Origin of the sequence: Pseudomonas sp. AU11447, assembly GCF_001672555.2 — a bacterium.
GTDB classification, from domain to species: Bacteria; Pseudomonadota; Gammaproteobacteria; order Pseudomonadales; family Pseudomonadaceae; genus Pseudomonas; species Pseudomonas nitroreducens.
The window spans coordinates 40,599-66,865 of the sequence record NZ_LZDG02000080.1 but is presented as its reverse complement, the minus strand read 5'-3'; the positions used below and the strand labels follow the sequence as shown (position 1 = coordinate 66,865).

Annotated in this window: 29 protein-coding genes; 24 read left to right on the top strand and 5 right to left on the bottom strand. The window is 65.5% G+C overall.

Going from position 1 to position 26,267, the window contains the following annotated elements:
- Positions 1–14 precede the first annotated feature (14 nt).
- The 4 genes from A6723_RS27210 to A6723_RS27195 all read left to right on the top strand — a co-directional run bounded on the left by A6723_RS27210 (position 15) and on the right by A6723_RS27195 (position 4,294).
- Positions 15–2,618 carry a TonB-dependent receptor gene (locus A6723_RS27210; RefSeq protein ID WP_065348211.1) on the top strand — a complete coding sequence of 868 codons (2,604 nt, stop codon included), beginning with the start codon at positions 15–17 and terminating at the stop codon, positions 2,616–2,618.
- 220 nt (positions 2,619–2,838) lie between these two features.
- Positions 2,839–3,438: a biliverdin-producing heme oxygenase gene (locus A6723_RS27205; RefSeq protein WP_054909557.1), complete on the top strand. Its 600-nt coding sequence runs from the start codon at positions 2,839–2,841 to the stop codon at positions 3,436–3,438.
- A gap of 4 nt (positions 3,439–3,442) precedes the next feature.
- Positions 3,443–3,868, top strand: coding sequence for a YbaN family protein (locus A6723_RS27200; protein WP_054909611.1), 426 nt, complete (start codon positions 3,443–3,445; stop codon positions 3,866–3,868).
- Between the two features lie 57 nt (positions 3,869–3,925).
- Positions 3,926–4,294, top strand: coding sequence for a YajD family HNH nuclease (locus A6723_RS27195; RefSeq protein ID WP_054909558.1), 369 nt, complete (start codon positions 3,926–3,928; stop codon positions 4,292–4,294).
- A gap of 107 nt (positions 4,295–4,401) precedes the next feature.
- Here the strand turns inward: A6723_RS27195 and A6723_RS27190 are convergent, their stop codons facing one another.
- The 3 genes from A6723_RS27190 to A6723_RS27180 all read right to left on the bottom strand — a co-directional run bounded on the left by A6723_RS27190 (position 4,402) and on the right by A6723_RS27180 (position 6,726).
- A complete protein-coding gene (locus A6723_RS27190) occupies positions 4,402–5,397 on the bottom strand; it encodes an LLM class flavin-dependent oxidoreductase (protein WP_054909559.1) in 996 nt (331 codons plus the stop codon).
- 342 nt (positions 5,398–5,739) lie between these two features.
- Positions 5,740–6,153: an arsenate reductase ArsC gene (locus A6723_RS27185; RefSeq protein WP_054909560.1), complete on the bottom strand. Its 414-nt coding sequence runs from the start codon at positions 6,151–6,153 to the stop codon at positions 5,740–5,742.
- Positions 6,154–6,234: 81 nt separating this feature from the next.
- Entirely contained in the window at positions 6,235–6,726 is a 492-nt protein-coding gene (locus A6723_RS27180; RefSeq protein WP_054909561.1) for a DUF1543 domain-containing protein, read from the bottom strand.
- Positions 6,727–6,891: 165 nt separating this feature from the next.
- Between A6723_RS27180 and A6723_RS27175 the strand changes: the two genes are divergently transcribed.
- Together A6723_RS27175 and A6723_RS27170 are read left to right on the top strand one after the other, a co-directional pair.
- Positions 6,892–7,572: a TetR/AcrR family transcriptional regulator gene (locus A6723_RS27175; protein WP_054909562.1), complete on the top strand. Its 681-nt coding sequence runs from the start codon at positions 6,892–6,894 to the stop codon at positions 7,570–7,572.
- Between the two features lie 76 nt (positions 7,573–7,648).
- A complete protein-coding gene (locus A6723_RS27170) occupies positions 7,649–7,945 on the top strand; it encodes a hypothetical protein (RefSeq protein ID WP_054909563.1) in 297 nt (98 codons plus the stop codon).
- A 1-nt stretch (position 7,946) separates the two neighbouring features.
- Here the strand turns inward: A6723_RS27170 and A6723_RS27165 are convergent, their stop codons facing one another.
- Both A6723_RS27165 and A6723_RS27160 read right to left on the bottom strand, forming a co-directional pair.
- Entirely contained in the window at positions 7,947–9,089 is a 1,143-nt protein-coding gene (locus tag A6723_RS27165; RefSeq protein ID WP_054909564.1) for a DUF1615 domain-containing protein, read from the bottom strand.
- Between the two features lie 83 nt (positions 9,090–9,172).
- On the bottom strand, positions 9,173–10,066 hold the full coding sequence (locus A6723_RS27160) for a DMT family transporter (protein ID WP_054909565.1): 894 nt from the start codon (positions 10,064–10,066) through the stop codon (positions 9,173–9,175).
- Between the two features lie 130 nt (positions 10,067–10,196).
- Between A6723_RS27160 and A6723_RS27155 the strand changes: the two genes are divergently transcribed.
- The 18 genes from A6723_RS27155 (at position 10,197) to A6723_RS27070 (ending at position 26,249) form a co-directional block, all read left to right on the top strand.
- Complete coding sequence (locus A6723_RS27155; protein ID WP_054909566.1) at positions 10,197–10,634, top strand: Lrp/AsnC family transcriptional regulator; 438 nt, start codon at positions 10,197–10,199, stop codon at positions 10,632–10,634.
- A 214-nt stretch (positions 10,635–10,848) separates the two neighbouring features.
- Complete coding sequence (locus A6723_RS27150; RefSeq protein WP_054909567.1) at positions 10,849–12,315, top strand: sigma-54 dependent transcriptional regulator; 1,467 nt, start codon at positions 10,849–10,851, stop codon at positions 12,313–12,315.
- Complete coding sequence (locus A6723_RS27145; RefSeq protein WP_054909568.1) at positions 12,312–13,316, top strand: HupU protein; 1,005 nt, start codon at positions 12,312–12,314, stop codon at positions 13,314–13,316. Before A6723_RS27150 ends, A6723_RS27145 begins: the two co-directional genes overlap by 4 nt.
- An 11-nt stretch (positions 13,317–13,327) precedes the next feature.
- Positions 13,328–14,785: a nickel-dependent hydrogenase large subunit gene (locus A6723_RS27140; RefSeq protein WP_054909569.1), complete on the top strand. Its 1,458-nt coding sequence runs from the start codon at positions 13,328–13,330 to the stop codon at positions 14,783–14,785.
- A gap of 14 nt (positions 14,786–14,799) precedes the next feature.
- The gene (gene nikR, locus A6723_RS27135) at positions 14,800–15,249 is read left to right on the top strand and encodes a nickel-responsive transcriptional regulator NikR (protein ID WP_054909570.1); all 450 of its coding nucleotides are present in this window, start codon (positions 14,800–14,802) and stop codon (positions 15,247–15,249) included.
- A gap of 5 nt (positions 15,250–15,254) precedes the next feature.
- Complete coding sequence (locus tag A6723_RS27130; RefSeq protein WP_054909612.1) at positions 15,255–16,571, top strand: sensor histidine kinase; 1,317 nt, start codon at positions 15,255–15,257, stop codon at positions 16,569–16,571.
- A 155-nt stretch (positions 16,572–16,726) separates the two neighbouring features.
- The gene (locus tag A6723_RS27125; RefSeq protein WP_054909571.1) at positions 16,727–17,755 is read left to right on the top strand and encodes a HoxN/HupN/NixA family nickel/cobalt transporter; all 1,029 of its coding nucleotides are present in this window, start codon (positions 16,727–16,729) and stop codon (positions 17,753–17,755) included.
- A gap of 371 nt (positions 17,756–18,126) precedes the next feature.
- Positions 18,127–19,218, top strand: coding sequence for a hydrogenase small subunit (locus A6723_RS27120; RefSeq protein WP_139093072.1), 1,092 nt, complete (start codon positions 18,127–18,129; stop codon positions 19,216–19,218).
- A 23-nt stretch (positions 19,219–19,241) separates the two neighbouring features.
- On the top strand, positions 19,242–21,098 hold the full coding sequence (locus A6723_RS27115) for a nickel-dependent hydrogenase large subunit (RefSeq protein WP_054909572.1): 1,857 nt from the start codon (positions 19,242–19,244) through the stop codon (positions 21,096–21,098).
- Positions 21,099–21,157: 59 nt separating this feature from the next.
- Positions 21,158–21,823, top strand: coding sequence for a Ni/Fe-hydrogenase, b-type cytochrome subunit (gene cybH, locus A6723_RS27110; RefSeq protein ID WP_054909573.1), 666 nt, complete (start codon positions 21,158–21,160; stop codon positions 21,821–21,823).
- A complete protein-coding gene (locus A6723_RS27105) occupies positions 21,820–22,455 on the top strand; it encodes a HyaD/HybD family hydrogenase maturation endopeptidase (protein WP_054909574.1) in 636 nt (211 codons plus the stop codon). Before cybH ends, A6723_RS27105 begins: the two co-directional genes overlap by 4 nt.
- Before the next feature lies 1 nt (position 22,456).
- Positions 22,457–22,783 (top strand): HypC/HybG/HupF family hydrogenase formation chaperone, encoded by a 327-nt coding sequence (hypC, locus tag A6723_RS27100; RefSeq protein WP_054909575.1) that lies wholly within the window; start codon positions 22,457–22,459, stop codon positions 22,781–22,783.
- Entirely contained in the window at positions 22,780–23,262 is a 483-nt protein-coding gene (locus A6723_RS27095; RefSeq protein WP_054909576.1) for a hydrogenase, read from the top strand. Before hypC ends, A6723_RS27095 begins: the two co-directional genes overlap by 4 nt.
- Entirely contained in the window at positions 23,259–24,140 is an 882-nt protein-coding gene (locus tag A6723_RS27090; RefSeq protein ID WP_139093071.1) for a hydrogenase expression/formation protein, read from the top strand. The genes A6723_RS27095 and A6723_RS27090 overlap by 4 nt, the downstream gene beginning before the upstream one ends.
- The gene (locus A6723_RS27085) at positions 24,137–24,361 is read left to right on the top strand and encodes a rubredoxin (RefSeq protein WP_054909577.1); all 225 of its coding nucleotides are present in this window, start codon (positions 24,137–24,139) and stop codon (positions 24,359–24,361) included. The genes A6723_RS27090 and A6723_RS27085 overlap by 4 nt, the downstream gene beginning before the upstream one ends.
- Positions 24,354–24,830 (top strand): [NiFe]-hydrogenase assembly chaperone HybE, encoded by a 477-nt coding sequence (gene hybE, locus A6723_RS27080; protein ID WP_054909578.1) that lies wholly within the window; start codon positions 24,354–24,356, stop codon positions 24,828–24,830. Before A6723_RS27085 ends, hybE begins: the two co-directional genes overlap by 8 nt.
- Complete coding sequence (locus A6723_RS27075) at positions 24,827–25,909, top strand: hypothetical protein (protein WP_054909579.1); 1,083 nt, start codon at positions 24,827–24,829, stop codon at positions 25,907–25,909. The genes hybE and A6723_RS27075 overlap by 4 nt, the downstream gene beginning before the upstream one ends.
- Positions 25,902–26,249, top strand: coding sequence for a hydrogenase maturation nickel metallochaperone HypA (locus tag A6723_RS27070; RefSeq protein WP_054909580.1), 348 nt, complete (start codon positions 25,902–25,904; stop codon positions 26,247–26,249). Before A6723_RS27075 ends, A6723_RS27070 begins: the two co-directional genes overlap by 8 nt.
- The last annotated feature ends 18 nt before the right edge of the window (positions 26,250–26,267 follow it).

The window sequence follows — 26,267 nt, the reverse complement described above, 5'->3', positions numbered from 1 at the left end:
AAGAGAGCCCTTCGATGACCATTGCTTCTTCGCGTGCCCCTCTGCGCCGGCTGTCCGCGCCGGCCAGCATCTCGCTGCTCGCCCTGTCCATCGGCCTCGCCAGCCTGCCGGCCGCCTCCGCCCTCGCCGCCGAGGCCAGCCAGACCCAGGCCGGCTACAGCTTCGATATCGCTCGCCAGCCCCTGCCGCAGGCGCTGAATGCCTTCAGCGCGGTGACTGGCTGGCAGGTGGGCGTGGCTGGCGATCTGGCCGACGGCGTGGAATCCCCGGGCGTCAGCGGCCGCCTGCCGGCGGAGCGCGCACTGAAGACCCTGCTCGGCGGCACCGGCCTGACCGTCCGCCAGCTCGGCCCGCGCAATGTGGTCCTGGAACGCAACCTCTCCTCCGTCTCCGAGATGCAGCCGCTGACTGTCACCGCCACCCGCCAGGCGCAGAGCGTCACTTCGGTGCCGACCACCGTCAACGTGGTGAGCCGCGAAGAGCTGGACCGCAAGAACGTCAACAGCATCAAGGAACTGGTGCGCGACATGCCCGGCGTCTCCGTCGGCGGCACCGGCAACCGTGCCGGCATCACCGGCTACAACATCCGCGGTATCGACGGCGACCGCGTGCTGACGCAGATCGACGGCGTCGAGATCCCCAACAGCTTCTTCAATGGCCCGTATGCGCAGACCGAGCGCAACTACGTCGACCCGGAGATCGTCAAGCGCGTCGAAGTCCTGCGCGGCCCGGCCTCGGCCCTGTACGGCAGCAACGCCATCGGCGGCGCGGTGAGCTACTTCACCCTCGACCCGGACGACATCATCAAGGACGGCCAGGACGTCGGCGCGCGACTGAAGACCGGTTACAGCTCCGCCGATGACAGCTGGCTGACCTCCGCCACCGTCGCCGGCCGCCTCGATACCTTCGACGGCCTGCTGCACCTGAGCCAGCGCAACGGTCACGAGACCGAGTCCTACGGCAGCACCGGCGGCACCGGCCTGTCGCGCACCGAAGCCAACCCCGAAGACGTGCGTACCACCAACGTGCTGGCCAAGCTGGGCTGGAACTACGCCGAAGGCAGCCGCTTCGGCCTGGTCTACGAGAAGTACAAGGACGACGTCGATACCGACCAGAAAAGCGCCTACGGCGGTCCGTACTTCAACGGCGCGCCGACCATTCCCGATTCCGTACTGCCCGGCGGCATGTACCAATGGCGCACCGGCAACGACACCATCACCCGCGAGCGCTATGGCCTGGAACACCAGATGCTGCTGGACAGCGCCGTAGCCGATCACCTGAAGTGGACCTTCAACTACCAGATCGCCAAGACCGACCAGAGCACTGACGAGTTCTACTACCCCATCACCCGCCAGGTGCTGCGTACCCGCGAGACCCAGTACAAGGAACGCCAGTGGGTGCTCGACCTGCAAATGGACAAGGCCTTCGCCCTGGGCGACACCGACCACCTGCTGACCTACGGCACCACCCTCAAGCGGCAGAAAGTCACCGGCTACCGCGAAGGCGGCGCCACCTGCCTGGCCGTCAGCCGCACCTGCCCCACCATCGGTGGCCCGAGCACCGTGGCCAGCGACCAACTGGCGCGCAGCAGCGATTTTCCCGATCCGACCATCGACACCTACGCGCTCTTCGCCCAGGACGAAATCCGCTGGAACGACTGGACCTTCCTGCCCGGCCTGCGCTACGACCACACCCGCCTGAAGCCCCACGTCACCGACGAATTCCTCAACACCGTCGACCAGAGCGGAGAAGGCGACGTGAGCAGCGAAAGCAAGACCTGGCACCAGCTCTCGCCCAAGCTCGGCGTGACCTATTCGTTCAACGACAACTACCTGTGGTACGGCCAGTACGCCCAGGGCTTCCGCACCCCGACCGCGAAGGCGCTCTACGGCCGCTTCGACAACCCCACCACCGGTTATCGCGTGGAGCCCAACCCGGACCTGGACCCGGAACGCAGCCAGAGCTACGAGACCGGCCTGCGCGGCAACTTCGAGGAAGGCTCGTTCGACGTGGCGGTCTTCTATAACAAGTACCGCGACTTCATCAACGAAGACGCCATCACCCCCGGCTACGACGAACCGACCTTCACCAGCAACAACATCAAGCACGCCATCATCAAGGGCGTGGAAGTGAAGGGCCGCCTGGAGCTGGGCGCCTTCGGCGCACCGCAAGGCCTCTACACCAAGGGCTCGGTAGCCTATGCCTACGGTCGCAACAAGGACACCGGCGAGCCGATCAACAGCGTCAACCCGCTCACCGGCGTGTTCGGCCTGGGGTACGACGAACAGGCTGGCCGCTACGGCGCGCTGCTCGACTGGACCCTGGTCAAGCGCAAGAACCGCGTGGACGACAGCCAGTTCAACGCCCCGGACGGCACCAGCAGCCAGTTCAAGACGCCGGGCTTCGGCATCCTCGACCTGACCGGCTACTACAAGCTGACCGACGACCTGACCCTGAACGCCGGCCTCTACAACCTCACCGACAAGAAGTACTGGCTGTGGGATGACGTGCGCGGCTACGACGGCGTCGGCGAAGCGGCGGTGCTGGCCCCGGCCAACCTCGACCGCCTGACCCAGCCGGGCCGCAACTTCGCGATCAACCTGGTGTGGGATATCTGATCGACAGTGAATCGCAGGCACGGTCGTCAAGTTGATCTCCGCGGCCTGCGATCTTCGCGAGCAAGCTCGCTCCTACAGACAGCGCCAGGCCCTGTAGGAGCGAGCTTGCTCGCGAACCCGAGTCACTCCGGCAACCCGCATCGAACACACGACAATCTTTACGCTTTCCAAACGCTGATTCGTCTCGTCTACAAAGCCCTGTAATTTCAAGGAATTGGACATGACCACCCTGGAACTCCCTGCCCTGCGCTCGCAGCGCCTGAACGCGCTGACCCACGCCCCCCACGAGCGTCTCGACCACGCCGTGAAGGCCCATGAGCCCTTCTCCAGCCGTGAGCGCTTCGCCCGCTTCGTGGTCGCCCAGTACCTGTTCCAGTCCGAGCTGCAGGCCCTGTACCAGGACGCCGAACTGGGCAAGATCTTCCCCGATCTGCCGCAGCGCTGCCGCGCCGATCAGGCCCGCCTGGACCTGGCCGACCTGGACACCGAAGTCCCCGCTCCGGTCGCCGGCGCCGTCGACAAGCCGAGCCTGGCCCACGCGCTGGGCTGGCTGTTCGTCTCCGAAGGTTCCAAGCTGGGCGCCGCGTTCCTGATCAAGCGTGTTGCCGCGATGGGCCTGGACGAGAACACCGGCGCACGCCACCTGGGCGAGCCCGAAGGCGGTCGCGCTGAAGGCTGGAAACGCTTCACCCGCACCCTCGACGCCCTGGAGCTCAGCGAAGCCGAAGAGCGTGAAGCCGAAGCCGGTGCCATTGCCGCCTTCGAGCGCTTCGCCCATCTGCTGCAGCACAGCTACGACAGTGCACCCGCCGCCGTCTGAGGCCATCGAGCGCGCGCCCGTCGCAGGAGCGCGCGCCACGCCGTTCGGCCCGGCACGCTCGCGCCTGGCACGGATCGCCTTCGCGCTGCTCGCCTACACCAGCCTGGGCGTGGGCATGGTGGGGCTGGTGGTGCCGGGGCTGCCGACCACCGAGTTCGTGCTGTTGGCCGCCTGGGCTGCCTCGAAGAGTTCGCCGCGGTTGTCCGCCTGGCTGGAGAACCACCGGCTGTTCGGTCCGATCCTGCACAACTGGCGCAATGGCCGCGCCGTTGCCCGCCGCGCCAAGATCAGCGCCAGCCTGGCAATGCTCGCCGCCCTGGCGATCATGCTGATCACCCTGCCCCACGGCATCTGGCTGTACGCCGTGATCCTCGGCATGGCGGTTGGCAATCTGTGGATCTGGTCGCGCCCGGATACACCCAGGCCGTAGCCAGCACGCGGGCGCGGACCTATGCTGGAGGTCCGTTTCCTTACTGCCTCACGAGCCATGAACCAGCCCACCAGCAAAGTCGACGCCGTCCTCGCCGAAGCCCAGCGCCGCCGCGAAACCAGCTACCGCGAAAAGGCCCTGAAGATGTACCCCTGGATCTGCGGTCGCTGCGGCCGTGAATTCAGTGGCGTGCGCCTGCGCGAACTGACCGTCCACCACCGCGACCACAACCACGACAACAATCCCGAAGACGGCTCCAACTGGGAGCTGCTGTGCCTCTATTGCCACGACAACGAGCACCAGCGGCAGGTAGACCTGCATTACCAGAACGGCAACGACGCCGGGAACAAGGGGCCGAAGGTCACCCACAAGGGACTGGCCGGGCTGGCCGACCTGCTGAAGAAGAAGGACGACGGGCAGGCCTGACCGCCGCGCTCTCGTAGGATGGGTGGAGCTTGCGATACCCATCAGCCTTGCGTGATCGATTGCGATGGGTATCGCTTCGCTCCACGCCATCCTACAAAGAACTTCTATCAGCGCAGGCCGGCGACGATCTCCAGCGAACGCAGGCGCAGTTCGTGATCGTAGATGTCGCTGGTGAAGATGATCTCGTCCACGCCGGTCTGCTCCAGCAGGATTTCCAGGCGGCTGCGCACCTTCTCCGGACCACCGATCACCGCCAGACCAAAGAAGTTGCCGACAGCATCCTGCTCATGAGGTAGCCACAGCCCGGCCATGCTCGGCACTGGCGGCTTCTGCTTCAGGCTGTCGCCACGGATCAGTGCCAGCACACGCTGGAAGGCAGTGGTCGCCAGGTACTCGGCCTCCTCGTCAGTCGGCGCCGCCACCAGCGGCACACCGATCATGGCGTACGGCTTGTCGAGCACTGCCGAAGGCTGGAAGTTCTCGCGGTAGATGCGCAGCGCGTCGTGCAGGTAGCGCGGTGCGAAGTGCGAGGCGAAGGCGTAGGGCAAACCCTTTTGCGCTGCCAGGTGGGCGCTGAACAGACTGGAACCCAGCAGCCAGATCGGCACGTTGGTGCCCTCCCCCGGAATCGCCAGCAGCGACTGCTGCGAGCGACGCGGGCCGAGGAGCATTTCCAGCTCGGCAACCTGTTCGGGGAAATCGGCACCGTCACCCAGGCGGTCACGACGCAGCGCGCGCATGGTTGCCTGGTCGGCGCCCGGTGCGCGACCGAGGCCAAGGTCGATGCGGCCCGGATACAGCGTTTCCAGGGTGCCGAAGTTCTCCGCCACTACCAGCGGCGGATGGTTGGGCAGCATCACGCCGCCGGAGCCAACGCGGATGCGCTCGGTCTTGCCGGCGATGTGGCCGATCAGCACGGCAGTGGCCGAGCTGGCGATGCCGTCCATGTTGTGGTGCTCCGCCAACCAGTAGCGGGTAAAGCCCAGCCGCTCGACGTGCCGGGCAACGTCGACGGCGTTGTGCAACGCTTCGGCAGCAGTGCCCTGGTCGCGCACGGGCACCAGGTCGAGCATGGAGAAGGCAGTTTCTGACAGGGACTTCATAGGCACTCCGATTCGGGTCGCGCAGGCACCGGAACGCAGCGCCGCGGACATGACTTTGACGGTGACTCTATCGATGCGCTCCTCGCCTGACCACTTGTCGGGATCGATAGTGCTCATGCCGGCGAGTGATAAAGGCGCGCAGGCACGTTGCCATCACCTGTTCACGGGACAGTCACCGCGCTGTCATGCTGGACTGCCAGAATGCCCTCGTGCTGAAGGACCAGCACCCCATCTACACGGGCATCCGCCGCCAATCCTCCCCAGGCAACGGCGAATCCTGTGGCCTACGAAGCAAAAAGCCCGCATCCGTGCGGGCTTTTTGCTTTGTCATCGCCAGAAACTTCAGTCGCGGTTCTTCACCATTTCGAAGAGTTTCAGGCGATCGCTGATTTCCTGCAGGGTGTGGCGGAACGGGTCGTGCTGCTCGCTGTGGGCCGGGTCGACGAAATTCCAGACGATCACCTGGCTGGAAGTCGGCAGCTCGTCGCCCTCGTCGCTGGACTTGTCGCACAGGTCGATCAGGTAATCGAAATGCTGGCCGCGGAATTCGTCGATGGCCTTGCTGCGCAGGCCTTCGGTGGAAATCCCCGCGTGTTCCAGCACGCTGCGCGCACGGGGATCGATGGCGGTCGGGTGGATACCCGCGCTGAAAGCTTCGAAGTGTTCGCCGTCGGTATGCCGCAGCAGCGCTTCTGCCATCGGCGAGCGGGCGTCGTTGGCGACGCAGACGAACAGGACTCGGCGTTTCTCGGTCATCTTTACCTCGGCACGGGGCATCGGCTTTGCGCCCCTTATACGTCAGGTTTTATGACAAGGCCGTGTCAGCGCCATGAAGGCTCACAACACGATGTAGTCACTGCGCTGCACGATGCCGCGGCTCTCGCCCTCCACCAGGTGGACATAGCGCCCGCCGACCTGGTCGACGGCAATGCAGTCGTCGACGTCGATCACCGCATCGGTGTGCGCCTTGTCCCAGCTGCGCGGCATGCGGCGCTTGGCGCGCGCCTTGGCGTCGGCGGCGTCGCGGGCGGCCACCAGTACGTACTGGTGCGCCTCGCCGAAGCTGCCCAGCTCGTAGCCACCCAGGTTGACGAAGAACAGCCGCTGCTCGCCTGGCGCCGGCATCGCCTCGCTGAATTCGACGCGATAAGCCTCCACGCCATCCACCTCCAGCCAGGAGTCGATGTGCAGGCCTTCCGGGCTGCCGAACCAGGCCTCGCGCAATTGCGCGTAGGTAGATTTCAGGTTGTCGCCAAGGACAAAGGCCACATCGTGAACCTCGATCCGCGCGCGCGGATGGCGTCCCCCCAGCATGACTACGAACAGCATCTCAGACCCTTCCTAGGTTTCAGACTGGCTCTGACAGACTCGTCACACAGCAGGTTCAATCTAATGGCGGATAAATGGCCATCCGCCAGTCAACCTCATGGGTGTGCAAGCGCTATATAGAACGTTATATTCTGAACCCTCGTTTGATTGCCCCGATGTTTCCCCATGCCCCAGACCGCGCCCACCCCGACGCGCCGCCGTCAGCGCCCCGCCCTCAGCATCCGTGACCGCAATCGCCAGCGCATCCTGCTGGCCGCCGGCGAGGAATTCGCCGAGAAGGGGTTTACCGCCGCCAAGACCCAGGACATCGCCAGCCGCGCCGACCTGCCCAAGTCCAACGTTTATTACTATTTCCAGAGCAAGGAGAATCTCTACCTGCGCCTGCTGGAAAACGTGGTGGATGCCGTGCTGGAAGCCTCCGCCCTGCTGCGCGAGTGTGACGACCCGGCCTGGGCGCTGCCTGCGCACATCCGCGCGCGCCTGTACATCGCCCGGCAGTGGCCGTACGCCTACAAGGTGTTCGCCAGCGAAATGCTCCACGGCGCTCCGCGCCTGCCGCCGGAATGGTTGCAGCGCCTGCGGGCGGAATCGCGTCGCAGCCTGGAGTGCATCGCCGCCTGGATCGACCGTGGCCTGCTCGCCCCGGTGGACCCGCAGCACCTGCTGCTGAGCATCTCCGCCGCCACCCGCACCTACGTCGATTTCGACTGGCAGATCGCGATGATCACCGGCAAGGCACAGCCGGATGCCGATGACTTCGAAGCGGCCGCCGCGACCATCACCCGCCTCGTCCTGCGCGGCACCGAGCCGGAACCGGCAGCGCGCCTGCGGCCCTTGCCGCTCTAGCGCGCCACGACGTCTGCACTAAGCTGTGATTGTCCGCGCGGCCTTGCGCCGTGTCCGCAGCTCTCAGGGAGACGCCATGAAACCGCTACTGATCGCTACGCTGTCGCTGATCGTCGTGCAGCCCGCCTTTGCCGCCATCCCCATGCTCAACTACGACTGCCCCAATGACATCCAGGTCCACACTGACGAGGGCGGCCCGGTGTACATCAACGGCAAGGAAGCCAAGGTCAAGCAGAAGAACGACAAGTACCTCGAGGCCAAGGGCGAAGGCGTGACCATCTCCATCAGCCTCAATGACGATGGCAGCGCCACCGTGTCCTACACCGGGCCGAAAGGCGCCAACGGTATGTGCCAACCCGCCGAGGGCGACTGATTCAGTCCTTCGGCGCACGCCCCAGGCAGCGCTGGTAGCGCTCGTCCACGCGCTGGGCGAACCAGGCGGTGGTGAGCTGGCGGGTGATCTTCGGGCTGTGCAGCGTGATCCCCGGCAGCATCGCCCGCGGCATCGACTTGCCGGCGGAGCGTTCGGCCAGGGCGAAGACCTTGGTGTAGAGCTCCGACCGGGTGAACTCCGGCTTGTCGCCCAACTCCAGGTCGCGGCGGATTTCCCGCTCGCTCATGTCCAGCTTCGACCCCAGGGTGCGCACCGCCTTCTCGGTGCTGCCGGCGTCATAGCTGCCATAGAGGATCACGTCCCCGTCCAGTGCCAGGGTGATGCCGGTGAGATCCGCGACCACGCGCTGGAACGCCGCGTTGCGGCTGGCATACCAGCCGGCGTTGAAGTCGGCGAAACGGTACAACTGACGCGGATAGTTCACCGGATAACCCAGCAGGTGGGCGGTACCGAAGTACATGCCGCCACGGCGACTGAACACTTCGCGGCGGATACTGCCGTCCACCGGGTACGGGTAGCCCTCGGCATGGGCCTGCGCAAACGCGATGCTGACCTGCATCGGCCCACCGGTATGCACCGGGTTGAAGCGGCCGAACAACTGCTGGCCCAGCGGTACGCCGCCGATGAAGTCATCGAAGATCGCGCTCAGTTCCCTCTCGGTCTTCGCGCTCGCCAAGCGCTGGCTGTAGGTGCGGCCATTCGGTGATTTCAGCGCCAGCGCGGTATCGATGAGGAAACCCGGCACATGGACCTTGCTCGCACGCCGGTCGATCTCGGCGCGAGCGATCTTGCCCAGCCCCGGCACAGGCGGGTCGGCCTTGAAGTTGGACTCCTGCTCGGTGATCGCCACCACTGAGCAGAGGTTCTCGGTAGTCGCCGGAATGCGCTGGGTGGTGAAGGCGACCTGGATGTCCTTCGCCCAGCCCTCGCGGTCAGAAGTGCCAGCGGGAATCAGCCTGACCAGCTTGCCGCGCACCTCCTCCGGGGTCGGCTCCGGCACGCTCGGCGCGCGGCTGCCGCAGCCGGCCAGCGCCAGTAACGCGGCCACGCCCAGCAGCTGAATGTATCGGGATGAAAGCCTTTTCAGGCTAGGTGAATCTGCCGTCAGGACAGCCGCAGTCATAGTCCGTTCCTTGCTTGAGGTCCGCCTACAGGACCGGTGCGCAGCGGCACAGGTTCCCCGGCATTGTCAGGCAAGCACGGATTTCAGCGCCAGGCCAGGCGCCGCAGGTTCAGGCTCCAGCCGCGCTGCATGCCGGCGGCGGCCAGCAGGATGGCGATCACGCCCAGCCATTGCAGCGGAGTCAGGCGATGGCCGAAGGCGAACCAGTCGACGAAGATCGCTGCGATCGGATAGATGAACGACAGCGCCCCGGTCAGGGCTGTCGGCAGTTTCTGGATCGCGCCGTAGAGCAGCACGTACATGATGCCGGTGTGCACGATGCCCAGGGTCGCCAGGCTGGCCCAGGCCGTGCTCGCCTGGGGCAGCAAGGTCAGGTTGGCCCAGGGGGCGAGCAGGAAAACGCCGGTCACCGCCTGGATCAGCGCGATCAGGTGCGGCGGCACGCCGGTCAGGCGCTTGATGATCAGCGCCGCCACGGCGTACAACGCCGCCGCACCGAGCGCCAGTGCGATCCCGCCCAGGTAGTCGCTACCCACCTGCCCCGCTTCACCGTGCGCACTGACGATGGCCAGCATGCCGAGGAAGGAAATACCCAGCCAGGCGAGTTTTTGCGCCGTCACCTTCTCGCCGAGGAACAACGCGCCGAGCAACACCAGCAGGAATGGCTGCACGTTGTACACGGCCGTGCCGATGGCGATGGAGGCCCGCGAGTAGGAGCCGAACAGCAGCACCCAATTGCCAACGATGGCCGCGCCGCTGAGCAGCGCCAGGCCGAAGGTGGCGCGGGTGAGAATGCCGGGACGCAGGAAGCCCATGGCGGCGCAGATCACCAGCAGGGTGGCGGCGCCGAATACGCAGCGCCAGAACACCACGTCCAGCACCGGCTGGCCGGAGACCACCACTAGCCAGCCGATGGTGCCGCAGATCAGCATGGCGCTGATCATTTCCAGGGTGCCGCGTTTGATCCGCTCGTTCATGGTCCACCTCCACTCGTTGGTGATCAGTATGAACAGGTGGATTCGCGCACTCCATCGCCTGACGCAGGCAAATCCCTCCAACGACCTTTACTATCAAGGCCACACTACGAATTTACCTTTCGAGACCAAGATGACCGATGAAATCGACCAGTTGCTGATCGCCGCACTGATGGAAGACTCGCGCCTGTCCCTCAAGGCCCTCGCCCAGGTCAGCGGCCTCAGCTCCCCCAGTGTGGCTGAACGGCTGCGCAAGCTGGAGGAGCGCCAGGTCATCACCGGCTATACGGTGAACGTCGACCCGCGCGCCTTCGGCTACCAACTGCAGGCCATCGTCCGCGTACGACCGCTGCCAGGCAGATTGCAGGAGGTGGAACGGCAGATCCTGGCGATCCCCGAGTTCACCGAGTGCGACAAGGTCACCGGCGAGGATTGCTTCTACGCACGGATGTGCGTGCGCTCCATGGAGCAACTGGACGAGATCCTGGATCACCTCAATGGCTTCGCCGAGACCAATACGGCCATCGTCAAGAAGAGCCCGGTGAAGCGCCGGTTGCCGCCGATGGCGTGAGGCACTACAAACCGCGCGCCAGACAGCCTGCGCTGAACACCAGGCGTTCAGCGCCTAGTGCCGCGCAGGATTGCCGGACCACGACCGGGTAGCGTTACACGGGCGGCGGACTAGTCCAATGGTAGTGTTCCCTTTCGCCTGCCAGCTTCGAATGTCATGATCCGGCGACCGCCGGGTCAACCAGTCCGGCCCTCGTATCGTGACACTGGAATCCATGTCTTCACTCGGCGGCTTTGACTCCCATACCCCGACCGTCCTGGTCATCGATGACGAACTGCGCTCCCGCGAAGCCCTCTCACGGGTACTCGACGGCGAGTTCCAGGTGCTGCTTGCCGACTCGGCCGAGCAGGCACGCGAGCTGCTCGAACGCCATCCGGTCGCGGTGATCCTCTGCGATCAACGCATGCCCGGTGTGCAAGGCATCGAATTTCTCAAGGAGGCCCGTGAGCGCTGGCCCGAGGCGGTGCGTATCGTCCTCTCCGGCTACACCGACTCCGAAGACATCATTGCCGGCGTGAACCAGGCCGGCATCTACCAGTACCTGCTCAAGCCCTGGCTGCCCGACCACCTGCTCACCACGGTGCGCAATGCCATGGAAAGCCGCGCCCTGCACAACCACCTGCAGCGCCTGGACGTGGAGTTGCGCGCAGCCACCCCGGTGCTGCGCCGGCGTAACCAGCAGGTGCTGGACAAGGTCCGCAATGCCTTCGACTTCGCCCGCATCGTGCGCGAGCCCGGTAGCCCGCTGGACGCAGTGTGCGAACTGGCCGCGCGCGTGGCGCGCTTCGATCTGTCGGTCCTGTTGCTGGGCGAATCGGGCACCGGCAAGGAGTTGCTGGCCCGCGCCATTCACTACGCCAGCCCGCGCGCGGACAAGGCCTTCATCATGGAGAACTGCGCGGCGCTGCCGGATTCGCTGCTTGAGTCCGAACTCTTCGGGCACAAGCGCGGCGCGTTCACGGGCGCTCACCAGGATCACATCGGGCTGATCCAGCGCGCCCACGGCGGTACCCTTTTCCTTGACGAGATCGGCGATACCTCGCCGGCCTTCCAGGTCAAGTTGCTGCGTGTCCTGCAGGAAGGCGAATTGCGCCCGGTGGGCGCCAGCACGCCGGTGCGCGTGGACGTGCGGGTGATTGCCGCGACACACCGTGACCTGGAAGCCGATGTCCAGGAGGGGCGTTTCCGCAGCGACCTCTATTACCGGCTGGCCGGGGTATCTCTGGGTTTGCCGCCGCTGCGCGAACGCAGTGGCGATCTCATCCCGATCGCCAGCAAACTGCTGGCCGACGCCAGCCAGGAACTCGACCTGCCCGGCCTGCACTTCGCCGACGATGCCCTCGGCAACCTGCTGCACTACCCCTGGCCGGGCAACATCCGCGAGCTGCGCAATGAAATCTACCGCGCCGCCGCCCTGTCCGAAGGTGCGGAAGTCAGCGCCCGGGCATTCTCCCTGAAGGTGCTGCAGGGCCAGGCACCGCGCGCGCGATCCTCTTCCTGCGCGCCTGGCATCCCGGCCGGCACCCTGCAGGAACAACTCGACGCCATCGAGGCGACGCTGCTCAGGGAAGCGCTGCTGCGCCATCACTGGAACAAGACCCATGCCGCGCGTGAGCTGGGCCTGTCGCGCGTTGGCCTGCGTCAGAAACTGCGCCGCTTCGGCCTGGAGGAAACCCCATGAGCGCGCCTTTTCGCGTTCTCTGGCTGCAGTCCGGCGGTTGCGGCGGCTGCAATATGTCGCTGCTCTGCGCCGATACGCAGGATTTCGCCGGGTTGTGGCGCAACGCCGGGATCGAGTTGCTGTGGCATCCGTCGCTGTCGCTGGAAAGCGCTGATGAGGTGCTGTCGATTCTCGATGATTGCCTGAGTGGTCGCACCCACCTGGATGCGCTGTGCATCGAAGGCTCACTGCTGCGCGGCCCCAATGGCAGCGGGCGCTTCCATCTGCTGGCCGGCACCGGCGTAGCGATGATCGACTGGGTGCGGCGCCTCGCAGGCATTGCCGACTACACCCTGGGCATCGGCACCTGCGCCGCCTACGGCGGTATCACCGCCGCCGGTAGCAACCCCACCGACGCCTGCGGGCTGCAGTATGACGGCGAGCGCCTCGGCGGCCTGCTGGGCGCCGAGTATCGCTCGCGCAAGGGTCTGCCAGTGATCAATGTCGCCGGCTGCCCCACCCATCCGGGCTGGGTCACCGACACGCTGATGGCCCTGGCCGCCGGGCTGTTCGGCGAGCCTGACCTGGACGCCCTGGGCCGCCCTCGCTTCTATGCCGACCAGTTGGTGCACCACGGCTGCACGCGCAACGAGTTCTATGAGTACAAGGCCAGCGCGGTAAAACCCTCCGACCTCGGCTGCATGATGGAAAACCTCGGCTGCAAGGGCACCCAGGCCCACGGCGACTGCAATAACCGCCTGTGGAACGGCGAAGGCTCCTGCACCCGCGGCGGTTACGCCTGCATCAACTGCACCGCGCCCGGCTTCGAGGAGCCCGGCCACGGTTTCCACCTCACGCCCAAGCGTGCCGGCATCCCCATCGGCCTGCCCACCGACATGCCCAAGGCCTGGTTTGTCGCCTTGGCGGCGCTGTCGAAATCAGCCACTCCGGAACGCGTCCGACAGAACGCCACCGCCGATCATGCACTGATCGCCCCCGTTATCCGCCGGACACGCCGCTAGGGAACACGTCCATGACACGTCTGCTGGTCGGCCCGTTCAACCGCGTCGAAGGCGACCTCGAAGTCCAGTTGGATATCGAGGACGGCCAGGTGCGCTCGGCCCAGGTCAACGCCACCATGTACCGGGGTTTCGAGCAGATCCTGCGCGATCATCCGCCGCTCGATGCGCTGGTCTACGCACCCCGCGTCTGTGGAATCTGCTCCGTTTCCCAGTCGGTCGCCGCCGCGCGAGCGCTGGGTGGGTTGGCCGGTGTCCAGCCGCCAGCCAACGGTTTGATCGCCATCAACCTGATGGCTGCGACGGAGAACCTCGCCGATCACCTGAGCCATTTCTACCTGTTCTTCATGCCGGATTTCGTGCGCCCGCTGTATGCCGATCGCCCCTGGTACGCCGATGCGGTGCAGCGCTTCACTCCGCACACCGGCACCCAGCAGCGTGTAGCCCTGGCCGCGCGCAAGCGCTGGCTGGACCTGATCGGTACGCTGGGCGGCAAATGGCCTCACACCGGCTCCATCCATCCGGGTGGCTCCACCCGCGCCATCGACCCGGCGGAGCGTCTGCGCCTGCTGACACGGGTGCGCGAGTTCCGCCAGTTCCTCGAAAGCGAGCTGTACGCAGCGCCGCTGGAACGCATCGCCGGCCTCGCCAGCGAAGACCAACTGTGGTCCTGGTACGCCGAAGCACCAGAACAAGGCGATCTGCGCCGCTTCCTGCGCATCGTCCTCGATAGCGGCCTGGAGCACCTCGGCCAGGGGCCCGGCCTGTATCTGTCGTACGGTGCATACCCGCAAGCCGACAGTACGCTCACCTTCGAGCGCGGGCTGTGGGATGCCGCGTCAAGGCAGGTACGGCCCTTGGCGCTGGAGACGATCAGCGAAGATGCGAGCCACGCCTGGCTGGACGATAGCTCCGGCCCTGTGCACCCGGCCGAAGGCATCACCGAGCCCAGCCTGGACAAGGCCGCCGCCTATACCTGGAACAAGGCCCCACGACTGGCCGGTGCCGTACTGGAGACCGGCGCCCTGGCTCGCCAGTTGATCGATGGCCACCCCCTGCTGCGCGATGCTGAAGGCCGCTGTGGCGGTAGCGTCTATACGCGGTTGCTGGCGCGCCTGGTGGAGTTGGCACGGGTTGTGCCACTCATGGAGGGCTGGTTGCTCGCGCTGCGTCCCGGCGAACCCTATTACCGGGACTGCCAAATGCCGGACAACGGCAGCGCGGTCGGTCTCACCGAAGCCGCACGCGGCGCGCTGGGGCATTGGCTCAAGGTCGAACAAGGGCGGATCGCCAGCTACCAGATCATCGCCCCGACCACCTGGAACTTCTCGCCGCGCGATGCCCAGGGCCGCCCCGGCGCCCTGGAGCGAGCCCTGGAAGGCGCGCCGGTGCGCCCCGGCGAGCAGAACCCGGTGTCGGTGCAACATATCGTGCGCTCGTTCGATCCCTGCATGGTCTGCACCGTGCACTGACCCGGAGTCTCGCCATGCAACGTCTGACCATCTCCCTCGACGATAACCTGGCCGACGCGCTCGATCAGTTGATCCGTTCCCAGGGCTACGGCAATCGCTCCGAGGCGCTGCGTGACATACTGCGCCGCCACATCGAACAGTCGCGCCTGCGCCAGGAGGCTGGGTCGCTGCACTGCGTCGCCAACCTGAGCTACGTCTATGACCATCACGCACGCACCCTCGCCGAACGAGTCATGACCTTGCAGCACGACCATCACGACCTGACCATTGCCAGCCAGCACGTGCATCTGGACCACGATCACTGCCTGGAAAGCCTCATGCTCAAGGGGCCGGTGACGCACGTTCGAGCCTTCGCCGAACGCTTGAGCGCCGAGCGTGGCGTGCGCCATGGGCAGCTGAACCTGATCCCGGTGGCCGCGTCGAACAGCGAACACGCCCACCCGCACCTGCACCCCACGAGCTGATGTCCATGGCCCGCAAACCACCATCGCAGCTGGATGAAGATGCCTGGCTGGAAGTCATCGGCAAGATGGACGAGGTCTACTCGCAGTTGGTTCAGGACGAGATCGAACTGGAGCAGAAGAACGCCGAACTGGAGCAGTCGCAGCAGTTCATCGCCAGCATGCTGGCGTCGATGTCGGACATCCTCCTGGCCTGTGACCCGCAAGGGTTGATCGAAGAGTCCAACCAGTCGCTGCGTAAACTGGTCGGCGGCGACGAACAACGTCTGCTCGGCTGCTCGGTCTACTCGCTGCTCGGTGATGACGCCAGCGTGGAGCGCCTTCGCACTCTGCTCGGCGGCCTGCGCCGCGACAATGCCAGCGCCCGCCTGGAAGTGAACTTCCTCGGCGCCGAGGGTGCGCTGCTGCCGGTGGATCTCAGTTGCACAGTCCGCAGCGGCGCCCACGGACGTTGCCTGGGGCATGTACTGGTGGGCCGGCCTCTGGGCGAATTGCAGCACGCCTACCGCCAACTGCACGAAGCCCACGAAGCGCTCAAGCGCACCCAGCAGCAACTGCTGCACGCCGAGAAGATGGCGTCGCTGGGGCGCCTGGTAGCCGGCGTGGCCCACGAACTGAACAATCCGATCAGCTTCGTGCTTGCCAACGCCCACGTACTGGGCGGCTATGGAAACCGCCTGCAGGACTACCTGCACGCGGTGCACGAAGAGGCACCCGCCGAGCAGCGCGATGCCATGCGCCGACAACTGCGCATCGACCCGTTATTGGCCGACCTGCCCTCACTGATCGAGGGCACACTGGAAGGCGCGCAACGCACCGCCGATATTGTCAGCGCGCTCAAGCGTTTCTCCGCGCTGGACCGCGGGCATCACGGCGAAGCTGCACTCAACGACGTCATCGAGCGCGCCATTCACTGGATCACCCGCGGCACGGCGCCAGATCTGGTCGTGCATTGGCAGCCGACCGGCGACGTGCACGTCCACGGCAATGCCGGGCAGTTGCTGCAGGTGCTGATGAACCTCACGCAGAACGCCTACGACGCCGCGCGCGCCGCCGCAGCCGAGCCTCCGCAACTGTGGATCGACCTGGGGCGCGAACCGGGCTGGGCCATTCTCACCCTGCGCGACAACGGCCCCGGCATCGCCGAACAATACCTCAGCCAGGTATTCGAACCCTTCTTCACCACCAAACCTGCCGGCCAGGGCACCGGTCTGGGACTGGCAATCAGCTATGGCATCGTCGAGCGCTGCGGCGGCTCGCTGGAGGCCGGCAATCATCCCGCGGGGGGCGCGATGTTCCGTTTACGCCTGCCAGCACTGGACTGAGTTCGGTGCAAAGCTGCTTTCCACCCTCATGAGCAAACTGCCAACCGACTGACCAGCCACCTTCGCCAATACGCCCACTCCGACGCTGACGAAGGCTTGGCACAGCGCTTGTATGAGCATTTTCCGACTCTTCATACAAGACTGCTGGAGACCCCATGCCGCGCCCGGCCTCGCCCCGTTCGACCATCACCCTGTTCATCGGCCTGATCACGGTCAACCTGCTTGCCTGGACCTGGGCGCTGTTCGCTTTCAGCGACTACCCGATGCTGCTGGGCACTGCGGTCCTTGCGTACAGTTTCGGTCTTCGCCATGCGGTGGATGCAGACCATATCGCCGCCATCGACAACGCCACCCGCAAGCTGATTCAGGAAGGCCAGGCCACGCAAAGCGTCGGTTTGTATTTTTCCCTCGGCCATAGCAGCGTGGTGATTCTCGCCTCGGTGCTGATCGCTCTCAGCGCCGCCAGCCTGCAGGATGAACTCGAAGCCTTCCACGGTATCGGCGCACTCATCGGCACCTCGGTTTCGGCAGCCTTCCTGCTGCTGGTAGCGCTGATCAACCTGGTCATTCTGCGCTCGGTCTATCGCGCCTTCCGCCGCGTCTGCCGAGGCGAACGCGTCGGCGAGGCAGAGCTGCAAAACATGCTCACCGGCAGCGGGCCGATAGCACGCTTGGCACGGCCCCTGTTCCGCCTGATCCGCCGCAGCTGGCACCTCTACCCGCTGGGGTTCCTGTTCGGCCTGGGCTTTGATACCGCCACGGAAATCGGCCTGCTCGGCATCGCTGCGAGCCAGGCGGCGCAGAACCTGCCAATGGTCTCGATCCTGGTATTTCCCGCACTGTTTACCGCCGGTATGGCGCTGGTCGACAGCGCCGACAGCGTACTGATGACCGGGGCCTATCGCTGGGCCCAGGTCCGGCCGGCGCGCAAGCTCTACTACAACCTCACCATCACCTCGGCATCCGTACTGGTAGCGCTGCTGGTCGGCGGCATGGAAGCGCTGAACCTGCTGGCAGAGCAACTGGGGCTCGAAGGCGGAGCCTGGGATTTCATCGCCCAGGTGAACGAGCACTTCGGCCTGCTCGGCTACCTGATCATCGGCCTGTTCGTTATCACCTGGCTGCTGTCCTGGGCCTTCTATCGCTACAAGGGCTACGACCGCCTCGACCTGGCGCCGGCCTGAGTACTGAACAGAACATTTCCACCCAGGCCACCAAAGCGATAACGGCATGACCAGTTGGCGTTCGCAGCCATCGCCGTACATCAGCGCAAAACCTGGGAGAACCCTGCCATTGGGGCTCTTTTCGGCCCAGATAAACCGCACGACCAGCCATGCGACCGAATGGCACAGGATTTGAAAAGCCTCCGGTATGTCATTCGACCGCACTACCCCGTCCCCCGTAGCTGATCGCCACCCCCGTGCGCAGGCTGCCGAGTCCGTCCGTGATCCGATCACCACGCCGACCTACCGGTCCGGCGTGGCTGTTCCGTGCGCCGTGCCAGAAGCGCGGGTGCACGCCATTCCCAAGAGCAAGAAGAGCCTGGCCGAGGAGAATACAAGTGACCGAAACGTTCTATGAAGTAATGCGCAGGCAAGGCATCTCGCGGCGCAGCTTCATCAAATTCTGCTCGCTGACAGCCACGTCGCTGGGCCTGGGGCCGGCCTTCATGCCACAGATCGCCTGGGCCATGGAGAACAAGCCGCGCACCCCCGTGCTCTGGTTGCATGGCCTGGAGTGCACCTGCTGCTCTGAATCCTTCATCCGCTCCGCGCACCCCCTAGCCAAGGACGTGGTGCTGTCGATGATCTCGCTGGATTATGACGACACCCTGATGGCCTCCGCCGGGCATCAGGCCGAGGCGATCCTCGATGAGGTGATGACCAAGTACAAGGGCAACTACATCCTCGCGGTCGAAGGCAACCCGCCGCTGAACCAGGACGGCATGAGTTGCATCATCGGCGGGAAACCCTTCGTCGAGCAGCTCAAACGCGTCTCCCGCGATGCCAAGGCGATCATTTCCTGGGGTTCCTGCGCCAGCTGGGGGTGCGTACAGGCAGCCAAGCCGAACCCGACCCAGGCCGTACCGATCCACAAGGTGATCACCGACAAGCCGATCATCAAGGTACCGGGCTGCCCGCCCATCGCCGAGGTGATGACCGGGGTGATCACCTACATGCTGACGTTCGACCGCATACCGGAACTGGATCGCCAGGGGCGGCCGAAAATGTTCTACAGCCAGCGCATTCACGACAAGTGCTACCGCCGGCCGAACTTCGACGCCGGCCAGTTCGTCGAGGCCTGGGACGATGACTCCGCGCGCAAGGGCTACTGCCTGTACAAGGTCGGCTGCAAGGGCCCGACCACCTACAACGCCTGCTCCACGGTGCGCTGGAACGGGGGCACCAGCTTCCCGATCCAGTCCGGCCACGGCTGCATCGGTTGCTCGGAAGAAGGCTTCTGGGACAAGGGCTCGTTCTACCAGCACCTGACGGACATCAACGCCTTCGGCGTGGAAGCCAACGCCGACCGGATCGGCGTGGCCGCCGCCGGTACCGTGGGCGCGGCAATCGCCGCCCATGCAGCGGTCTCCGCCATCAAGCGCGCCAGCAATGGCAAGGCGCACACCTCCACGCACGACGCCTGAGCGCAGTACAGGAAGCCTGATCCATGAGCAACTACTCCACCCAGGGTTTCGATCTGGACAACAGCGGCCGGCGCATCGTCGTCGACCCGGTGACCCGAATCGAGGGCCACCTGCGGGTCGAGGTCAACCTCGATGCCAATAACGTGATCCGCAATGCCGTCTCCACCGGCACCATGTGGCGCGGCCTCGAAGTCATTCTCAAGGGGCGCGACCCGCGCGATGCCTGGGCCTTCGTCGAACGCATCTGCGGCGTGTGCACCGGCTGCCACGCCCTGGCCTCGGTCCGTGCGGTAGAGGATGCGCTGGGCATCCGCATTCCGCCCAACGCCCACCTGATCCGCGAAATGATGGCCAAGACCCTGCAGGTACACGACCATGTCGTGCACTTCTATCACCTGCATGCCCTGGACTGGGTCGATGTGGTATCGGCGCTCAAGGCCGACCCCAAGGCGACTTCGGCGTTGCAGCAACTGGTCTCGCCGGCAAACCCGAAGTCCTCGCCCGGCTATTTCCGCGACGTGCAGAACCGCCTGAAGAAGTTCGTCGAGAGCGGCCAACTCGGGCCGTTCATGAACGGCTACTGGGGCAACCCGGCCTACAAGCTGCCGCCGGAAGCCAATCTGATGGCGGTCACCCACTACCTGGAAGCGCTGGACCTGCAGAAGGAATGGGTGAAGATCCACACCATCTTCGGCGGCAAGAACCCTCATCCCAACTATCTGGTGGGCGGCGTGCCCTGCGCCATCAACATCGATGGCGACCTCGCCGCCGGCGCCCCGCTGAACATGGAGCGACTGAACTTCGTGCGCGCGCGCATCGACGAGGCGCTGGAATTCGTACGCAACGTCTACGTGCCCGACGTTCTGGCCATCGGCACCCTGTACAAGCAACAGGGCTGGCTGCATGGCGGCGGCCTGGCGGCCAGCAACGTGATGGATTACGGCACCTACGCCAAGATCAACTACGACGACAGCACCAACCAGTTGCCCGGTGGCGCCATCCTCAACGGCAACTGGGACGAGATCCTGCCGGTGGACGTGCGCGATCCGGAACAGGTCCAGGAGTTCGTCACCCACTCCTGGTACCAGTACCCGGACAACGACCAGGGCCTGCACCCCTGGGACGGTATCACCGACCCACACTACGAGCTGGGCAGCGCCACCAAGGGCAGCCGCACGGCGATCGAGGAAATCGACGAGAGCGCCAAGTATTCCTGGGTGAAATCACCGCGCTGGCGAGGCCATGCCATGGAAGTCGGCCCACTGGCCCGCTACATCCTCGGCTATGCGCACGCCCTCAAAGGCAACCCGCATGGCCAGCGGGTCAAGCAGCAACTGGACGACGCGCTGCAGGCGGTCAACCACGACCTGCCTCGCGCCCTTGGCCTGAGCGAAACCGACTACAGCGCCAAGCAACTGCTACCCAGCACCATCGGCCGCACCCTGGCCCGCGCGCTGGAAGCGGAATACTGCGCGGAGATGATGGTCGACGACTGGAACGAGCTGATGGGCAACATCCGCAACGGTGACCGCGCCACCGCCAACGTCGAGAAGTGGGACCCAAAGACCTGGCCTGCCGAGGCCAAGGGCGTGGGCAGCGTCGCCGCTCCGCGCGGTGCGCTCGGCCACTGGATTCGCATCAAGGACGGGCGCATCGAGAACTACCAGTGCGTGGTGCCCAGCACCTGGAACAGCAGCCCGCGCGACAGCAAGGGGCAGATCGGCGCCTTCGAAGCGGCGCTGCTGAACACCCCGGTCGAGGTAGCCGACCAACCCGTGGAAATCCTTCGCACGCTGCACTCCTTCGACCCCTGCATGGCCTGCGCAACCCACGTGATGAGCGAGGATGGCGTCGAACTGAGCACGGTCACCGTGCGTTGAGCCACCCAGCAGCCCGCCGCCGGGTGCGTTCACGCGCCCGGCGCACTTGAGGTGACGACATGTCCGAGCATCACACTGAGTACGTCTACGAAGCGCCCGTGCGCCTGTGGCACTGGATCAACGCCAGCTGCATCCTGGTGCTGGCGGTAACCGGCTACTTCATCGGCTCGCCACTGCCGACCCAGCCGGGAGAAGCCAGCGCCAACTTCCTGATGGGCTATATCCGCTTCGCCCATTTTGCTGCGGCCTACCTGTTCGCCGTCGGCATGATCGGCCGCGCCTACTGGGCTCTGGTCGGCAACCACCATGCCCGCGAGCTGTTCTGGGTTCCGCTCACCAGCAAGGCCTACTGGCGCAGCTTCAGTATCTGGGTGCGCTATTACCTTGCCATGGGGCCGGTGCCGAAACCGATCTTCGGCCACAACCCACTGTCGCGTTTCGCCATGGTGTTCATCTTCCTGCTCACGTCGCTGTTCATGTTGCTGAGCGGCTTTGCCCTGTATGGCGAAGGCACACAGATGGGCTCCTGGCAGGAAAGCCTGTTCGGCTGGATGCTGCCGCTGCTGGGCGGTTCCAGCAATGTGCGCACCCTTCACCACCTGGGCATGTGGCTGATGATCATCTTCATCGTGGCGCATGTGTATGCAGCGGTGCGCGAGGAAATCTACGGTCGCCTGAACCTGATCGGCAGCATCATCACCGGCTACAAGAGCCTGAAAAAATGACTGCAACTCCCTCCCCCGCGCCACGTATCACCGTGCTCGGCATTGGCAACCTGTTGTGGGCTGACGAAGGCTTCGGCGTGCGCTGTGTCGAAGCCCTGCAGCAACGTTACGAGTTCGCCGACAACGTCACCCTGATCGATGGCGGCACCCAGGGCCTGTACCTGATCCAGCACGTGCAGCAGGCTGACTACCTGCTGATTTTCGATGCCGTGGACTACAACATGGCGCCTGGCACCCTGAAGTTCGTCGCTGATGAGGATGTACCGCGCTTTCTCGGCGTGAAGAAGCTCAGCCTGCACCAGACCGGTTTCCAGGAAGTGCTGATGCTCGCCCAACTCACCGGCCACTACCCGAAGCGCGTGCTACTGATGGGCTGCCAGCCAGAACGCATGGACGACTATGGCGGTAGCCTGCGCCCGTGTGTGAAGGCGGCGCTGGACCTGACCATCGACGCCGCCCACCAGGTGCTCGAAGAATGGGGCGCAGCACCACGCCCGCGCACCACGCCGCTGCCCGAAGACGAAGCAGTGACCCTGCTGCATCTGGACCTGCAGCGCTACGAAAGCGAACGCCCCAGCGAACAGGAAGCCTGCCGCGTCGGTGACGAACGCGTGCTGGCGCGGCGCAGCTGACATGTGCATTGGCCTTCCCATGCACGTCCTCAGCGTCCGCCCCGGCGCGGCGCTGTGCAGCGACCGTCATGGCCGGCAGCGCTGGATCGACACCACCCTGGTCGACGCATGCGCCACCGGTGACTGGGTACTGGTGTTCATTGACGCGGCTCGCGAGCACCTGTCGCCCGACCGCGCCGCGGAAATCGACGCCACCCTGGCCCTGCTTGACGCCGCGCTGCTCGGCGAAGGTGCGGATGGCCCAGCTGCCTTCGCCCTGCCCTCCGCCATGAGCGCCGACCACCTTTCCGGCCTGCTCGGCCAACCGCCATCCAAGGAGTCTCCATGAGCGACCCTGCCGCCCTGCTGGCGCTCCAGCCCGCTATTCCCAAGGTGCCCCCGCTGATCAACCGGCTGGTCGAGGACTTCGCCGCCAGTTGGGTCGGCCTGGACAATCTCGACGCCTGGCTGGCCCTGCCAGGTGAAGCCTTGCTGCTGCTCTGTGGTGACCCAGTGCGCCACCCCGAATGCCTGGACGTGGCGGTGATACTGCCTGAGCTGTGCAAGACCCTCGCCGCACGCCATGACTGCCACCCGCGCCTGGGAGTCGGTCTGCGCGCCGACGAAGCCGCCCTGGCCGAGCGCTTCGCACTGCGCCGTTGGCCGAGCATCATCTGGCTACGCGACGGTGGTTATGTCACCCAGATCGACGGTATGCGCGACTGGGACGCTTATCTGCAGCTGGCCGAGAGCGCCCTTCAGCAAAGCAATGCGCTGATCCCGCTGCGCAGCGAAACCGCACAACCCGCCTCCGGAGGTTGCCAATGAACGGTGCCCCGCCCATGGACCCACACCACTACATTCCCCTCGTGGACATCGGCCCCGGCTCACAACCCGAGGACGACGCCACCCTCGAATACATCAACATGCCGCAAGGCATGTACACCCACGCACTGCCGCTGCTTCCCGAGCCGCAGGTGCTGGACGCCGCCCCCGGCGCGCGACAGGTTCTGGGCGAAATCCTCCACATGCTCCGCAGCCGGCATGTCGGAGATACCCCACCCAGCCTCGACCTGCGTGCCTATAGCCCGGCCGACCGCGTCTTGCTCGACCAATTGCTGGGCGAAGGTGAAGTCAGCGCGCATATTGGCGGCACCGACGGCGTACGTATCCAGGAATCGATCTTCGCCGGCGTCTGGCGCGTGTTGGGTGCCGGGCTCGACTACATCGACGTAGACGCGGCGCCTGCATTGCTACGCCGCGCCGCGAAGTTCGACATTTCGACAGCCGCGCTCGCGCCAGCGTCGCCGCTGCCGGCTGGCGTGATGAACGCCCCGGCCATACTCACCGAACTGCAGGACCGCACCTTGCACTGGCTCCCCGGGAGCGCGGCGCACGTCATCAACCTCAGCCTGCTGCCGCTATCCGAACAGGACGTGCCGTTCCTCGACCAATGCCTGGGTGAAGGCACCGTGCTGATGCTGGTGCGCGGCTATGGCAACTGCCGCATCAGCAACACCCGCGTCCCCAACTGCTGGCGGGTGCGTTACTTCAACTCTCAAGACGCGCTGATCCTCGACACCATCGAGGTCACCGACCTGCCCGAAGTGGTAATGGCCGCGCCGGAAGACATCGCCGACTCGCTGGAGCGCTTCGAGGATGTCATCCAGTGGTTCGAGGGCGAGCTTGCAGGATCCGACCAATGAACCAACGTGCAGGCTTCGAAGGCAGCTACCTGGGTGACCGCAGTCGACTTCCCGCCGATGCGCGCCTGGAGTGCAAGATTTGCTGGTGGGTCTATGACCCGGCCCAGGGCGACCCGGTATGGCAGATCGCACCGGGCACGCCTTTCGCGCAATTGCCCGCCCACTGGCGCTGCCCCAACTGTGATGGCGACGCGGAGCAATTCATGGTGCTCGATGAGTGATCCGCTGGCTCGCGCCGAAGCACTGGCGCAGCGCTTTCGCGACATAGCCGACTCACGTATGCACGGCCTGCCGCTGCTGAACCCGGCACTGGACGTCGAGGCAATCGGGTTTGCCCCGCAGCATCTCGACACGGCAGACACTGGCGGCTTGCTTGGCGTGCTCATCACGCCCTGGTGCATGAACCTGGTCTGGTTGCCCGACGCACCCCTGAATGCCGCTGCCAACGGCGCGATTCGCGAGCATGCGCTGGGCGGCGAGCGTTTGAGCTTCATTGCTGCCAAGGATGAGCTTTTCGGCCACTACCAGAGCTGCTCGCTGTTCTCGCCGATGTTCGATTTCATCGATCAGCAACAAGCACGGGATACCGCACGGCAGGTGTTGGCCCTGTTACGCCGTCAGCCGCCCGAGCAACCGGCCAACCCGAGCCGCCGCAGCCTGTTCGGCCGCCTTGCCGGGACAACGCGATGAGCGCGGAGAACGGGGTTGCGAAACTGGCCGGCTGGCTGCGCGTGCGTCCCGCGCAGCACCCGGCGCTGCTGGGAGGCCGCCCACCGTTGGCAGGACGGCTACTGCGCGGACAACCGCCGGAAGCGGCAGTGCACCATCTGCCGCTGATCTACAGCCTGTGCGGCCAGGCCCACCGGCTGACCGCCGAGATGGCGCTGCAAGCCGTCCGTCACGGCCTTGCCGCGCCGAGCGAGCAGGCACGTGCGGCGCTGCGCGAGGAAAACATCCGCGAGCACCTGCGGCACGTCCTGCTGGAGTGGCCGCGCCTGCTGGCAGGGCCACTGTCGCAAAACTCTCTGCCTTCGCCCCGGCAGGCAGCAGATCTCGACAGCTGGTTCGACGGCTCGGCCCGGGACTGGTTACAGAGCTGGCGCGCCGACCCACGCCAGGCGCTGCTGGACTGGAGCCTGCGCGGCCGCCACCCGCTGGCACGCCTGCTGCACGATTGCCGTCGGCGCGCCGAGGCGCTGGTGCTTCCCGTATGTGCATTGCCCAGCGGGCCAACCAGCCTGCAGGAGATCGGCCGTAGCCTGGCCGCCGAGGCGGATTTCCTGCGTCGCCCGGAACTCTGCGGCACCCCCCGCGAGACCGGCGCCTGGACCCGAGAGCGCGACGCCCACCCAGAGCGCTACGACAACGCCTGGCTGCGCTTGGGCGCACGCCTGGCAGATCTCGTCGAACTGAGCCAAACGCCCTCTGCACCACTGGCAATGGGCGGCATGGCGCTGGGCGAGAACCAGGCGCTGGCCTGGAGCGAAACCGCCCGTGGCCTGCTGATCCACCTGCTGCAACTCGAACCTGCAGCGACCGGCTGGCAAATATGTGACTACCGGATACTGGCACCCACCGAGTGGAACCTGCATCCTCGCGGGACGCTGGCACGTGCCCTGGAAGCCTTGCCCGACGATGCCATGGCAGCACGTCAGGCAGAGCTGCTACTGGCGGTATTCGACCCGTGCCTTCCCTACTGCCTGGAGAGCCGTGCGCTCTATCCAGCCGAGCAACTGGCGAACAGTTCAGGAGCGCCGCGCCATGCATGAAGTCAGTCTGGCCGGAGGCATTCTTGCCGCCGTCGAGAACGCCGCGCGCCAGGACCCGTTCCAGCGTGTCAGCCGCCTGCGCCTGGAGGCCGGCAGGCTGGCCGGGGTGGAAGTCGAGGCGCTGCGCTTCGCCCTGCAAGCCATTGCGCCGGGCAGCCTGCTCGAGGGTGCGCAGATCGAGATCGAACAACCCGACGGCCAGGCCTGGTGCCTGGATTGCGCCATCAATGTGCCGCTGGCCCAGCGTGGCGCACCCTGCCCGCACTGCGGCGGCTTCTGGCTGCAACCCAATGCCGGCACCCAATTGCGCATCCTCGACCTGCAGGTCGAGGATCACTGATCCCGCGACAGGAGAAAC